Raw genomic sequence first — 14,733 nt, 5'->3', positions numbered from 1 at the left:
ACTAACCGTTTGTGAAAACGTGCTCATAGGTTGCACTCGCTCACAGTTATCCGGTTGCACCATCGTATTACCTGCCTGAAACCCGCTTTTCATCGGGTCTGCCAGACTGGCGAGGATCTTGCAGCAATATCCGTGCCGCATTGCGGGATTTAACAATCGTCGACGTTAAAAGGGTGTTAACTGGCTCACATTTAACACGGTTGCACAAAGTTGCAACTTAAGTGATAGTGCAGCCAACGCCGTATCGAACCACTATCAAGGAGCTCTGGAGTCATGGCTACAACTACCATGGGTGTAAAACTGGATGACGCGACACGCGAGCGCATCAAACTGGCTGCGCAGCGCATCGATCGCACGCCACACTGGCTGATTAAACAGGCGATCTTTAACTACCTGGGCCAGCTGGAAACCGGCGATACCGTGCCTGAGATCCCGCTTTCTGCCCAGGCGGCCGCGGAGTCCGACGACACCCAGCCAGAGGAGACGCACCAGCCGTTCCTTGATTTCGCAGAGCAGATTTTACCTCAGTCAGTGACCCGTTCAGCGGTGACCGCCGCATGGCGTCGTCCGGAGACTGATGCGGTGCCAATGATGCTGGAACAGGCACGTTTACCGGCGGCGCTGGCAGAGAAAACCCATCAGCTGGCTTACCAGCTCGCCGACAAGCTGCGGCACCAGAAAGGGGCAACCGGACGCGCTGGCATGGTGCAGAGCCTGCTGCAGGAGTTCTCACTCTCCTCCCATGAAGGTGTGGCGCTGATGTGTCTGGCTGAAGCGCTACTGCGTATTCCCGACAAGCCAACGCGTGATGCGCTAATCCGCGACAAGATCAGCAACGGCAACTGGCAGTCACATCTGGGACGCAGCCCGTCACTGTTTGTCAACGCGGCGACCTGGGGCCTGCTGTTCACCGGCCGTCTGGTCTCGACCCACAACGAGTCGAATCTCTCAAGCTCGCTTAACCGCATTATCGGTAAGGGTGGCGAACCGCTGATCCGCAAAGGCGTGGATATGGCGATGCGTCTGATGGGCGAGCAGTTCGTTACCGGTGAAACCATTGCCGAAGCGCTGGCTAACGCCCGCAAGCTGGAAGAGAAAGGCTTCCGCTACTCCTATGACATGCTGGGCGAAGCGGCCCTGACGGCAGGCGATGCCAAAGCCTATCTGCTCTCTTATCAGCAGGCGATCCATGCCATTGGTAAAGCGTCGAATGGTCGCGGCATCTATGAAGGTCCCGGCATCTCTATCAAGCTCTCAGCACTGCATCCCCGCTACAGCCGCGCGCAGTATGAGCGCGTGATGGAAGAGCTCTACCCTATTCTGAAATCGCTGACGCTGCTGGCCCGCTCCTATGACATCGGCATCAACATCGATGCGGAAGAGGCGGACCGGCTGGAACTGTCGCTGGATTTACTGGAGAAACTCTGTTTCGAGCCAGAGCTGGAAGGCTGGAACGGCATCGGTTTTGTGATTCAGGCCTACATGAAACGCTGTCCGTTTGTGATTGATGAGCTGATCGATCTGGCGCAGCGCAGCCGCCGTCGCCTGATGATTCGTCTGGTGAAAGGCGCGTACTGGGACAGCGAAATCAAACGCGCCCAGATGGAAGGCCTGGAAGGCTATCCGGTCTACACCCGCAAGGTTTACACCGATATCTCTTATCTGGCCTGTGCCCGCAAACTGCTGGCCGTGCCAAGCCTGATCTATCCGCAGTTCGCTACCCATAATGCCCACACCCTGGCGGCGATTTATCAGCTGGCGGGCAACAACTACTATCCTGGTCAGTATGAGTTCCAGTGCCTGCACGGCATGGGCGAACCGCTCTATGAGCAGGTGGTGGGTAAAGTGGCGGACGGCAAGCTTAACCGTCCCTGCCGTATCTATGCGCCGGTCGGTACCCATGAAACCCTGCTGGCCTATCTGGTGCGCCGCCTGTTAGAAAACGGGGCCAACACCTCCTTTGTTAACCGCATTGCCGATACCTCGCTGCCGATTGATGAACTGGTGGCCGATCCGGTGAGCGCGGTGGAGAAGCTGGGTGCCAGCGAAGGCGCCATTGGTCTGCCACATCCGAAAATCCCCCTGCCGCGCGATCTGTATGGCGATAACCGTGTTAACTCTGCGGGTCTGGATATGGCCAACGAACACCGTCTTGCCTCACTCTCCAGCGCCCTGCTGAGCAGCGCCGCACAGCCCTGCCTGGCCGAGCCGATGATCGACGGTGAAGCGGGTGCCGGCGAGTTGCGCGACATTCTGAACCCGGCAGCGCCTGGCGACCGTGTAGGTCAGGTCCGTGAAGCCACAGAGCAGGAAGTTTCTGTGGCGCTGGATGCCGCGGTAAACAGCGGGCCAATCTGGTTTGCCACACCGCCGCAGGAGCGTGCCGCCATTCTGGAACGCGCCGCACAGATCATGGAAGGCCAGATGCAGCAGCTGCTCGGCATCCTGGTGCGTGAAGCGGGCAAAACCTACAACAACGCCATCGCGGAAGTGCGCGAAGCGGTTGATTTCCTCTATTACTACGCCGGAATGGTGCGTGACGATTTCGACAACGAAACCCATCGTCCGCTGGGCCCGGTGGTCTGCATCAGTCCATGGAACTTCCCGCTGGCGATCTTTACCGGTCAGATTGCGGCTGCACTGGCAGCGGGCAACAGCGTGCTGGCCAAACCGGCCGAGCAGACACCGCTGATTGCCGCACAGGCGGTTCAGATCCTGCTGGATGCGGGTGTGCCGCCAGGCGTGCTGCAACTGCTGCCTGGCCAGGGTGAAACCGTCGGTGCACAGCTGACCGGTGACATTCGGGTGCGTGGCGTGATGTTTACCGGTTCAACTGCAGTGGCGACACTGCTGCAGCGTAATCTGGCGGGTCGCCTTGACCAGCACGGTCGTCCTGTGCCGCTGATTGCTGAGACCGGCGGGATGAATGCGATGATCGTTGACTCTTCCGCGCTGACTGAGCAGGTGGTGATCGATATCGTCGCCTCTGCCTTCGACAGTGCCGGACAGCGCTGTTCTGCCCTGCGCCTGCTCTGCATTCAGGAAGATGTCGCCGACCATACCCTGAAGATGCTGCGCGGCGCGATGGCCGAGTGCCGCATGGGCAATCCGGAACGCTTCTCGACCGACATCGGCCCGGTCATTGATGCCGAAGCGAAAGCCAATATCGATCGCCATATTCAGGCGATGCGTAATAAAGGCTTCACGGTCTATCAGGCGGTGCAGGAAAACCCGCAGGACAGCAAAGAGTGGAATAGCGGTACCTTTGTTAAACCGACACTGATTGAGCTGGGTCAGGTCAGCGATCTGGATAAAGAGATTTTTGGCCCGGTGCTGCACGTGGTGCGTTTCACCCGCAATAACCTGCCGCAGCTGGTTGAGCAGATCAATGCGTCCGGCTATGGCCTGACGCTGGGCGTACATACCCGCATCGACGAAACGATTGCACAGGTTACGGCGAACGCCCGAGTCGGCAATCTCTACGTCAACCGCAATATGGTGGGCGCGGTGGTCGGCGTACAGCCGTTTGGTGGCGAGGGCTTATCCGGTACCGGTCCGAAAGCCGGCGGTCCGCTCTATCTTTACCGCTTGCTGGCGCATCGTCCGGATAGTGCGCTGCGTCTGACTTTTGATCGTCAGGATGCAGAACGCCCGGCGGACAGCACGCTGCGTCAGTCACTGCTGGCACCGCATCTGGCACTCAGCAACTGGGCTAAGGATAAGCCTGAACTGGCTGAACTCTGCCAGCACTATGGCGATCTGGCGCAGGCGGGCGTGGTCCGTCTGCTGCCAGGCCCGACAGGCGAGCGCAATACCTTCTCGCTGTTGCCGCGTGATCAGGTGCTCTGTCTGGCTGATAACGAGCAGGATGCGTTAATCCAGCTGGCCGCGGTGACCAGCGTCGGCAGTAAAGCATTGTGGCAGGATGATGAGCTGCATCGCGCCCTGCTGGCCTCGCTGCCGGATGCAGTGAAAGCGCGCATCACGCTGGCGCGTGACCCGTTAGCGGCAGAGTTTGATGCGGTGATCTATCACGGCGATGCCGATCAGTTGCGTACCCTGTGTGAACAGATTGCCGCACGTGAAGGCGCGATTGTGTCGGTGCAGGGCTTTGCCCGCGGCGAGACCAATCTGCTGCTGGAGCGTCTGCTGATTGAGCGTTCGCTGAGTGTGAATACCGCTGCGGCAGGCGGTAATGCGAGCCTGATGACCATAGGGTAAGGGGCGTTCGCGAGATTGTTCGCTGCGCGAACGGGCTGAGGTGCGGTGCTGAAGCTGGCGTTGTTCGCTGCGCTAACGGGCTGAGGTCCGGAGCTGGAGCTGGAGCTGGAGTTGTTCGCTGCGCGAACGGGCTATGAGAAGGTTTCGTTCGCCTGGTAAGCCAGGCAGTTTCAGATTCGCCTCTGCAGGCGACCGACAAGGGGGCGCCAGTCGCCGCGCCCCCTTGACCCCGGGCTCCGGCCTGCTTCACCGCCGCTTCGCGGTTCCTTCGCTACTTCAGGATTTCTCACGGACCAGCGGGACGCGCCATCCATGGCGCGAACCCGCCTCTTCGCGACATCCCTGTCGCTCGTCCTGAAATCCCTCATCCGCTCAGCGGTTCTGACGGCCTCCCCACCCCCTCGCTGTTATCTTTTCTTTTTATGTTGGGTTCGCTGTCGCTGTGAGTTTGGGATTGCCTCTGACTTTCGGCTCAGCAGACCGAATGTTATTCAACCTACCCGCTGTTATCTCTTCTTGTTATGTCGGGTACTTTATCGCTGTGGGTTTTTGGGATTGTCTTTGCTATCGGGTCGTCAGACAGAATGGCATTCAACCCTAACCGCTGTTATCTCGTTTTCAGGTCACTAAGAGTGTTGCGGTGAGATTCCGGAATTGAGACTGGCTTTCGGGTCACCAGACAACGCTGCACTAAAGAAAACACAAAGAAATCACCGGCAGGGGTTTCCCAGAGGCGTCCGAAGCGCTGAGGAACAACCGGAGGCCAGGATGAGCCGACAGGACGTCGGCGAAAGGACGGTACGAGCCAGGGATGGCGAGTCCGGACGGTCCGTCGGCCGCAGGGCGTGACGAAGGCACCCCGCACAGCGGGGCGCGCAGGCAGCCGGACGCCGGGATTGTTAAGGGGCGGGCGTACGCCCCTTAACGCGTCCGCCTGCACAGGCAACCTGAAACTCCCCATCGCCTGGCGGGCGTAACCCTCTCAGCGCTAACGCGCGGCTAAGTGAACTAAGACGCCCCATCGCCTTGCAGGCGAAACCGCTCAGTGCAAGCCCGCTACAAAGCGAAACCTTATGAATCTTTTCCCGCTTTCAGCGGCCGGAGCCCAGCCAGTCCGGGTGACAAACCCACCGGCAGGGGGTTTCCCAGAGGCGTCCGCAGCGCTGAGGAACAACCGGAGGCCAGGATGAGCCGACAGGACGTCGGCGAAAGGACGGCACGAGCCAGGGATGGCGAGTCCGGACGGTCCGTCGGCCGCAGGGCGTGACGAAGGCACCCCGCACAGCGGGGCGCGCAGGCAGCCGGACGCCGGGATTGTTAAGGGGCGGGCGTCCGCCCCTTGACGCGTCCGCCTGCTCGGGCAACCTGAAACTCCTCATCGCTTGGCGGGCGAAACCCGCTCAGTGCTAACGCGCGGCTAAGTGACATGAAACTCCCCATCGCCTGGCGGGCGAAACCCGCTCAGTGCAAGCCCGCTGCAAAGCGTAACTTCCCCGCTGCTAAGCGTAACTTACCCACCGCTCGCGCCGCCAGGCGCCCTTTTCATTAACGTCGGGAACACAAACAGCGACTGCCCGACTCCGCGATTGGTCAGCGACCAGATTGCCACTGAACAGAGCGAGCAAAGCCCCACAATGGCCACCGGATAGAAACAGGCCCAGAGAAACGAAAACCACGCCTGCTCGAACAGATGATGCCGCTGCGCGAACAGAATCGCAGACATACCAAAGAACTCGATAAAAATACGGTGGATGACGTAAATCTGCAGCGTATTGCGCCCAACCCAGTTGAGATAGCGCATGCTGAAGTGCTGATTCAGCCAGCGACAGGCCGCGATACTGAATAACACCGCCAGTACACACAGGAACAGACTCTTATCCAGCCCGAATAGCACATGAATCCCGGCGGCTGCCGCCAGTAGCGCCCAGGGCATCAGATTCTCACGCCGCCATTCACTCAGGCGCAGCATCGTCTGGCTCCAGAATGCCCCTAACAGGAAGAACACAAAATATTGGGCCAGGCTCTGGGGTCCCCAGAACGGGATCACTTTTTCTGCCGCCAGATAATTCAGCAGGATCGCCACCGCCACCAGGGCCAGCTTATATTGACGGAAAACTTTGGCACAGAGGAAATAGAGTCCCAGCCCATACAGATACCACGAGGTACTCATGGCCATAAAGGTCAGCTTGAGAAACTCGAATAGCGAACCCGCATAGGCGGCATTAAGATTCTGCGAAATACGCTGGCCGGTAATTTCAGTAGAGATACCGATAATTGACCACCACTGAATAAACCCCCACAGAATATAGAGATAAAAAAGATTGGTGATGCGACTGGTAAATACCTGCTTCCAGGGCCGGTTCAGAATGCCATTGGTCGCCAGTAATCCCGAGACAAAGAAGAAGGCGGGCATACGCAGCGGCGACAGTACCGTATTAAACTGTATCCATATTTCGGCGGGGATCCATCCGGCAGAGAGATATTTCATCGTCCCTTCAAAGCCGGGTAAAACCGTGTGGTACAGGACCACCAGTAATATGCAGGCGCCCTTCAGGGTATCGACCCACAATATCTGATCTGACTTAGTCTGGTTCATTCAATGACTCCTGCTGTGTAGGTCAGAATGCTGGAAAGTAAAAGCGAGGAAATCAGTATTGCTTTTATGATTATCCGGCAATTATTCGCCATTGAACCGGTGATGAATGTAGCGAAACTCTTAAAAGCCGCTGCGTGGCCCTGTTACCACAGTTATTTACTTAGCAGAACGTTTCCTTACACTTATTAATATCGACGCAACACACTAATTAGCAGTGCCGCAGCCAGCTTAAAGGATAATATTGCTTCATAATCCAGAAAATATAATTAAGAGAAAGTGGCAACGGGAAAAGCCAATATATCCCCGATGAAAAGAAAAGATTTGTCAGATGTGCCAAAAGGTTTAACAGCGGCAGAGTTATTTATGATATTGCGCCTGCTAATAGCGTGACCATAGCCAGTGGCAGCTTAAAAAATGAGGGTTTTAAACGGGTTAAAACTGCCTTCCGGGGAAGGCAGTGTGGATTACTGATTCAGAAATTTATCAAGAAACTGACGGGTGCGCGGCTGCTGAGGGTTACTGAACAACGCTTTCGCTTCGCCCTGCTCCACAATGCGCCCCTGATCCATAAAAATGGCGCGGTCAGCCACATCGCGGGCAAAGCTCATCTCATGCGTGACGATGACCATGGTGCGTTTCTCTTCGGCCAGCGCGCGAATGGTGCTGAGCACCTCACCCACCAGCTCCGGATCCAGCGCCGAGGTCGGTTCATCGAACAGGATCACTTCCGGCCGCATCGCCAGCGCACGCGCAATCGCCACGCGCTGTTGCTGCCCGCCCGACAGACGGCGCGGATAGCTCTCTTCTTTGCCGTGCAGCCCGACCTTCTCCAGCAGCGTGCGGGCGCGGGCTACCGCATCCGCTTTCGCTTCGCCTTTGACGATAACCGGCCCTTCAATAATGTTCTCCATCACTGAACGATGCGGAAACAGATTGAAGTTCTGGAAGACAAACCCGACCTGCTGACGCAGACGACGCACCTGCTCTTTCTGCTTACTCTGTGCCAGCGCCGCATCAACGGTAATCTCTCCAACGCGGATGGTGCCGCTATCCGGCACTTCCAGCAGATTGATACTGCGCAGCAGCGTGGTTTTACCTGATCCGCTGGGGCCGATAATGGCCACCACTTCACCGGCGGCCACATCAAGGTCGATGTCGTGCAGCACCGTCTGGCCGTTAAAAGACTTCACCAGCTTTCTGACTTCGATGGCGCTCATTTCGACTCCGAATCCTGACGATTAACATGCTGTTCCAGCCGGTTCTGCAACGCAGATAACACCGTTGCCATCACCCAGTAGATCAGCGAGGCTGCCAGATACATGGTAAAGACTTCCAGCGTGCGTGAGGTAATCAACTGCGCCTGACGGAACAGCTCCGGCACCTGAATGGTCGCCGCCAGCGAGGTATCTTTTACCAGGCTGATAAAGCTGTTGCCCAGCGGGGGCAGCGCGGTGCGGGCTGCCTGTGGCAGGATCACCCGGCGCAGGGTTTGCCAGCGCGTCATGCCGATACTTGCCGCCGCTTCCCACTGCCCGCGCTCAATCGATGAAATCGCGCCACGCAGTGACTCTGAGGCATAGGCTGCGGTATTCAGGGAAAGACCAATCATCGCAGAGGGGATCGGATCCAGTTCAATGCCAAACTGCGGCAGGCCGTAATAGATCATAAACAGCTGGGCGATCAGCGGCGTGCCACGAAAGATCGAGACATAGATTCGTGCCAGCCAGCGAACCGGCCAGAAGCGCGACAGACGCATCAGCGCCAGAATAAAGCCCAGCAGCAGGCCAAAGAACATGCCGCCGATGCTGAGCTGCAGCGTAAACAGCGCGCCTTTTAATAAAAAAGGTGCTGAATCCAGCACCAGTTGAAGACTTTCCTGCATTATTTCGTCACGTCCGCGCCAAACCATTTCTGAGACAGCTTGCTCAGCGAGCCATCTTTCTGCATTTCAGCAATGGCCTGATCGATCGCTTTCAGCAGGTCTTCGTTGCCTTTACGTACCGCCACGCCCGATTCCTGACGGGAGAACGCATCACCCGCGACCGCCATGGTATCGCCCGTTTTCTTCACCAGATCCAGCGCAGCCAGACGGTCAACCAGAATGGCATTCAGACGGCCAGAACGCAGATCCTGATATTTCGTCGGGTCATCATCATAGGTACGGATGTCCACGCCCTTCACATTCTCACGCAGCCACTGCTCGTAGTTGGTGCCCAGACCGACGCCCACTTTTTTACCGGCCAGGTCAGCAGGTTTGGTGATGGTGTTCGCATTGGCTTTCATGGTCAGCGCCTGAATGCCGGAGACCGTGTATGGCGTGGAGAAGTCATACTTTTTCTTACGCTCATCAGAGATGGTGACCTGGTTGATGACCACATCGATGCGCTTCGCGTCGAGTGAGGCCAGCATGCCGTCCCACTTGGTCGGTTTCAGGCTCGCCTTGACGCCCATGTGCTGTGCCAGCTGTTCCGCGAATTCCACTTCAAAGCCGGTCAGCTTGCCCTTTTCATCCTGGAAGCTGAATGGCGGATAGGTGCCTTCCAGACCCACCAGCAGCGTGCCGCGCTCTTTAATTTTGTTCAGCAGATTTTCCGCTGCAAAGGTTTTAACGTTGACGCCAGCAATCAGCGCCACGGCCATGACGCCCATCATCATCTGACGACCTGCACGAGAAAAGGACATATTCACCCCATTATTGACAGTATTGTGTGTGTGTTCTTATAAGGGCAGCACGGCTTGTCGCTGCCAGTCCAGAAGGATAACCCACGGAGTATAAACTGTTTTATTCGCTTGTCTCAGACCGAAGGATGATAAGCAAATAACGCCGGTGCGCCACCCGTATGAATAAACAGCAACGGACCTTCACGGCGGAAACGATTCTGGCTGACGCCGTCCAGCAGTCCGGCCATCGCCTTGCCGGTGTAGACCGGGTCCAGCAGGATCCCTTCCAGCCGCGCCAGCAGTTTCACCGCAGCCATGCCTTCATCATTGGGTTCGCCGTAGCGTGGCGCAAAGTAGTCATCCCACAGGTTAATCGGTGCCTTAGCCTGCACTTCCAGCGTCTCCGCCAGCGACTGACGCAGCCGCTCCACCAGCGGCAACTGCGCCTCAACCTGGCGTGAAACGGTGACGCCCACCAGCTCGGCCTCCGGCAGCAGATGCTCCAGACCCACCGCCAGACCGGCATGGGTGCCGGCACTGCCCGAGGCCACGACCACGGCGGCGAAATCGACCACGCCTTCGCTCTGATGAGCAATCTCCTGCGCGCACTCTACATAGCCTAGTGCACCCAGCGCATTTGAGCCGCCGACCGGCACGATGTAAGGACGATAACCCTGGGCTTCCAGACGCGTGGCCTGTTCAGCCAGCTGTTCCGCAGGGTTATTCAGCGCATCCACCATGATCACTTCAGCGTCCATCAGATCCAGTAACAGACGGTTGCCGTTGCTCAGGTAATTTTCAGCGTGGGTGCCAATCGGGTTTTCCAGCAATGCCACGCACTTCAGGCCAAGCCGGGCCGCGACTGCCGCCGTCTGACGCACATGATTGGACTGGATTGCGCCCGCGGTCAGCAGCACATCGGCGCCTTCACGCAGCGCGTCCGCCGCCAGAAATTCCAGCTTGCGCAGCTTATTGCCGCCCATCGCCACCGGCGTGAAATCATCGCGTTTAATAAAAATATCGCGACCCAGATAGTCAGAGAGCCGAGGCAGATGTTCTAACGGCGTGGGTGCGCCCAGCAGTTCAAGACGCGGGAATTGGTGTAACAGATGTAAAGACAATGCTGCCTCCGTTCGGGCATTCAATTTATCCTTACAGTGTTGCAGAAGATGCGAAAAGGATCACCCTGATTCAGGTGTCAGCAGATGCGGTGAGACAGATGCATAATGGAAGATGCAGGAGAAAGAAGCGCCGTGCTCCCCCTTCCCTTTTACCCGGCTGGCGGGCAAAAGGGGAACGTGCCGCAGGCACGCGGGGGAGCAATCGTTGCAGATCAGGGTTAACCCTGCTGCCAGCCTAAGAACTGATCGTACTTGCGCAGCGCGATGCGGTAATTGTTATTACCGGCATCGGGCAGATCGCTTTCCAGACACTGATGCCAGCTATTTCCCTGAAGCCTGTCGGCCGGGAAATTTCTGGCTTTCAGCATCTCATCCAGACGACGCAGCCGCACCACATATTCACGAATCGTGCTGGGGCTCATCTCTGTCTGTTCAAACAGATACTGTTTAAACGCCATTATGTCGAAGTAATTAGGATGGGTATTACAAAAAATATCACTGCAAAAACGACAAAGCGCGGTCAGTTCGGGCTGAAGTTTCAGCCACAGCTGCTCATCAATCATCTGGTCCATCCGAGCGATGGCCTCTTTATTGATGATCTGGCCACGAAAAACGAGCGCCATTCGATCTAATACCTTGCCACAGTGTGAACAGTTGCTCTGGCTGTGTTTATAGTCTTTAAGATAACGACTTAACGGTCTGGCCTTGGTCTTGGCTCCCATTACTGAGTCCCCGGTTTTTTATAATTTTGAATCGCCAGGAACTGATACTGCTAGCGCGCTCCCGCAAGTCGGGCACGCAGGCGTTTAATCGCCTGACTGTGCAGCTGGCTGACACGGGATTCACCCACATCAAGCACCGCCCCAATCTCTTTCAGGTTCAGTTCTTCCTGGTAGTACAGTGTCAGCACCATCTTTTCACGATCGGGTAATGCTTCGATCGCTTCAATGACGCGCTCACGCAGACTCCCTTCAAGCAACTGATGAAGCGGATTAGCCTCTTCATGGCCTTCCGTCACCAGCTCCGCGCTGTCGCCGTGCTCTTCCCGATACTCGTCGTAGGAGAAAAGTTGACTGTTGTTGGTGTCCAGCAGGATCTGCCGGTACTCCTCCATGGAAACATTCAGCTGCTGCGCCACTTCCTGCTCAGAGGCAGAACGCCCCAGCGACTGTTCCACTCTGTGCATTGCTCCGGCCACCTCGCGTGCATTACGACGCACACTGCGCGGTGCCCAGTCCCGACTACGAAGCTCGTCGAGCATGGCGCCACGAATACGCTGCACGGCATAGGTGGTAAAGGCTGTACCCTGGAGCGCGTCATAACGCTCTACGGCATTTAACAGCCCTATCCCACCCGCCTGCAGCAAGTCGTCAAGCTCAACACTGGCCGGCAGGCGAACCTGCAGACGCAACGCTTCATGGCGCACCAGCGGCACGTAGCGCTGCCAGAGCGAATGCTTGTCCATCACGCCTTCGGCGGTATAGAAATCGTTCACGTTGACTACCCTGCGTTAATGAAGTTATCGGCATGATTATCCAATTCTGTAGCGTTTTCGATTGGCTGAATAGGCGGGGTAAAACGAGGCTATTTCATTTTTGTTACGTCAGAGTGCAGATCCTTCTGCACTCTTCAGAGAAGATTAACGACGGGCGCGCAGCCGTTGCCGGGTGGCGGGCGGCACTGCAGCCCACAGGCTGCAGACGCGACCCTCGAGTTCCTGATACCAGGGCGCAAGATGCTGTTGCGCCTCTTCGCCGGGATGCACCAGAATCTCGCCCGATTCACCATCAATGCTAATCAGTCGGTTAATAAACAGCCGCTGCAAATCACTGCGTAAAAACAGGCCGTTATCGATGCTGTTATCTGCCAGGACACCATCATCACCCTCCTGCGTGTCGATATGACAGGCTTCCACCCAGGGCCAGTTGTGCCGTTCGGTCAGCTCGGTGCCGGTCATCACACAGGCGCCGTAGCGGGCTTTGACACCGGCGCTGAATTCCGCCTGGCTGGCGCGCTGCAGCACCCGGGCTTTGACACGACGCCCGACTTCCGTTCCCGGCATCACCGCCGCCGGGACTTTGTGCTGCGGCGTACTCAGCACCACGATGAACTGAATGCGCTGCGACTGCGGAAAACAGGGATCTGCCTGTGGATTGAAAAGCTGCCAGTAAGCGTCTTCATCATCCTGATGCATCAGCACCAGTTTGTAGCCGCGACTGTTCAGCAGATTCTGTGCCGTGGCGGATTGCGGATCGATCATCGCGAAGACCTGGCTACTGCCCATCACCTTCCACAGGTTGTCGCGCTTTTCGCTATCGCTGCGACGGAAATAGAGGAAGGAGAGATTCTGCTTAAGGTAGTGCTCAAAGCGACGCAGGTAATTTTTACGTTCGTTGTCATGGGAGATGAACAGCAGATCCTCTAGCGGGCTGTTGCTCTCTTCCTGCGCGAACACCGCGCGGATTTTCAGCGTGCGCAGCCCGGTTGACGGACTCAGCAAGGCGCGCGCCGTCAGCTCTTTATCATCAGGGTATTGCAGAGCATAACGCCGGGCGATCTCTTCAAAGGTCAGCCGCTCACCCGGTAACAGGTCATAATTGAAGCGCATAGACACTCCACAAAGTTAAAATCAAAAATGATGTTGTTCTGTGAGGAGTTATCGGCAGTCTGGAGGGGAACTGTAACGGGCTGGGGGATTGCCTGGGATTGAGAGACATTTAGCCTGCAAGGTTGTGGTCAGGAAACCAGTTTGAAGGAAGCGGGTGTTAAATTGCGTTGCATTGCCTGGAGCTGCTGGCTTAAAAATAAGCCAGCACACCAGCCGCAATTCTTTCAGCGATTAGCTAATGCCCGCCCGTAGCTATCAGGCACAAATGGGCGATGCCGATGATGCGAAGCTACATTGCCTCAGATCATTTAAGCAGATAAATCAGCGACAAATCGTCATTGACCTTGACCTTATCAATCTCGGCCAGAAACGCCATCACCGATTGTGGCGTATGTTTTGTTATTGAGTGGTAGCTGTAAATGATATTAATAATATCCTCTTCACTGACGGTTCCGACCAACTCAACATTGGCCGCAATCAGTGATTTAAGCAGGAACCATTCTGCCGTCAGAAGATATAAGCTCAGTAACGGGCTGCGATTTTCGTTATTAGGGAAGAAATCATCATAAATGCGGTACTGAATATAGTTATTCATTATCCATGGCCGTTCAGCAAGCCAGGGCATAACCTGCTTCTGCCAGACGTTGTCCAGCCGGATCATTGGCTGACTGACGTCATCGGTTTTGGCCCCTTCGGCCTGAATGTAAATCAGCTTATTAACGTAGTGATTCAGGGTAGGAAAGGCGCGCTTATCCGCCATGGTGCTGAACCAGCTTTGCAATCTCAACAGTAAAGACCATTGCAGGTTATAGTCAGGTTTAACCTGGTCAAGCTGCAGCCTGATTTCACCCTGTGTCAGGTTGTTGAGGACATCAGAAAAATGATGCTCCATCTGGACCAGCCAATCTTCTTCAGGGCTTACTCTTTCCGCACCCAGCAGAAAGCTGGCCAGCGCGTAAAACCCTTCATCAAGATGAATGCCGCTGAATTTAATGATGTTAAGACACATAAGATTCAGCAATTTCTTTTGCTGATCGAGATCTTTAGCTTTATTGCCATAAGGTTGTTGCCTGATGCTCTCCCCGAACAGCATCGCGTCAGGTGAGGCTAATAATTGCCGGGTCGCCTCCGGACAGGAGAGCGCCAACGTTTTTTGCTGTTCATATTTAAAGGTGTTCGCCGCTCGGGGATAGGTCGCACAGGTGTTGCTCAGTGCGGCAGCACCCAGCCGGGAATGCACTTTGCACAGGCGATTTTCATCCATAAATGCACAGTTGCCAGAAGCATTAAGCTTCATAGTTCCCCAACTGGCAAAGCTTTTGCGGGTGGTGGTGATGTTTTCAACTGCCAGCGTTTTGATTTCAATCAGCGAGGATTTTAAATAGCGATTGACCGTGGGCTTATCCAGGTGGATATCCCAGCCCTTACAGCAGTGATCGCGACACTCACTGCCAATACATTTGAAGGCGCTGACAAAGAGCGGTTCCACGACAGTAATATTTTTCATTATTTACCTGCTCAACAAA

The 14,733-nt window shown here is 56.1% G+C and carries 10 protein-coding genes; 1 reads left to right on the top strand and 9 read right to left on the bottom strand.

Annotation, left to right across the window (positions count from 1 at the left end; translation table 11 throughout):
* The first annotated feature begins 273 nt into the window (after nt 1-273).
* Nucleotides 274-4,221, top strand: coding sequence for a trifunctional transcriptional regulator/proline dehydrogenase/L-glutamate gamma-semialdehyde dehydrogenase (putA, locus tag HFD94_RS04345; RefSeq protein WP_167432785.1), 3,948 nt, complete (start codon nt 274-276; stop codon nt 4,219-4,221).
* A gap of 1,510 nt (nt 4,222-5,731) precedes the next feature.
* Here the strand turns inward: putA and HFD94_RS04340 are convergent.
* The 9 genes from HFD94_RS04340 to fliB all read right to left on the bottom strand — a co-directional run bounded on the left by HFD94_RS04340 (nt 5,732) and on the right by fliB (nt 14,714).
* A complete protein-coding gene (locus tag HFD94_RS04340; protein WP_010247569.1) occupies nt 5,732-6,817 on the bottom strand; it encodes an acyltransferase family protein in 1,086 nt (361 codons plus the stop codon).
* A gap of 464 nt (nt 6,818-7,281) precedes the next feature.
* Nucleotides 7,282-8,034, bottom strand: coding sequence for an L-cystine ABC transporter ATP-binding protein TcyN (tcyN, locus tag HFD94_RS04335; RefSeq protein ID WP_010247571.1), 753 nt, complete (start codon nt 8,032-8,034; stop codon nt 7,282-7,284).
* Nucleotides 8,031-8,699: a cystine ABC transporter permease gene (gene tcyL / locus HFD94_RS04330; protein WP_003854540.1), complete on the bottom strand. Its 669-nt coding sequence runs from the start codon at nt 8,697-8,699 to the stop codon at nt 8,031-8,033. Before tcyL ends, tcyN begins: the two co-directional genes overlap by 4 nt.
* Nucleotides 8,699-9,499, bottom strand: coding sequence for a cystine ABC transporter substrate-binding protein (tcyJ, locus tag HFD94_RS04325; protein ID WP_064691418.1), 801 nt, complete (start codon nt 9,497-9,499; stop codon nt 8,699-8,701). Before tcyJ ends, tcyL begins: the two co-directional genes overlap by 1 nt.
* Nucleotides 9,500-9,612: 113 nt before the next feature.
* Nucleotides 9,613-10,599: a D-cysteine desulfhydrase gene (locus HFD94_RS04320; protein WP_122888757.1), complete on the bottom strand. Its 987-nt coding sequence runs from the start codon at nt 10,597-10,599 to the stop codon at nt 9,613-9,615.
* 218 nt (nt 10,600-10,817) lie between these two features.
* Nucleotides 10,818-11,321: a flagella biosynthesis regulatory protein FliZ gene (fliZ, locus tag HFD94_RS04315; protein ID WP_010247591.1), complete on the bottom strand. Its 504-nt coding sequence runs from the start codon at nt 11,319-11,321 to the stop codon at nt 10,818-10,820.
* Nucleotides 11,322-11,371: 50 nt separating this feature from the next.
* On the bottom strand, nt 11,372-12,094 hold the full coding sequence (locus tag HFD94_RS04310; protein ID WP_003854529.1) for an RNA polymerase sigma factor FliA: 723 nt from the start codon (nt 12,092-12,094) through the stop codon (nt 11,372-11,374).
* 144 nt (nt 12,095-12,238) lie between these two features.
* Nucleotides 12,239-13,207 (bottom strand): HNH endonuclease signature motif containing protein, encoded by a 969-nt coding sequence (locus tag HFD94_RS04305; RefSeq protein WP_010247595.1) that lies wholly within the window; start codon nt 13,205-13,207, stop codon nt 12,239-12,241.
* 304 nt (nt 13,208-13,511) lie between these two features.
* On the bottom strand, nt 13,512-14,714 hold the full coding sequence (fliB, locus tag HFD94_RS04300; protein WP_022625487.1) for a flagellin lysine-N-methylase: 1,203 nt from the start codon (nt 14,712-14,714) through the stop codon (nt 13,512-13,514).
* Nucleotides 14,715-14,733 lie beyond the last annotated feature (19 nt).

The organism is Pantoea sp. EKM20T, from assembly GCF_011800485.1.
Taxonomy (GTDB): domain Bacteria; phylum Pseudomonadota; class Gammaproteobacteria; order Enterobacterales; family Enterobacteriaceae; genus Pantoea; species Pantoea agglomerans.
This window is presented reverse-complemented; position numbering and strand designations above follow the sequence as displayed.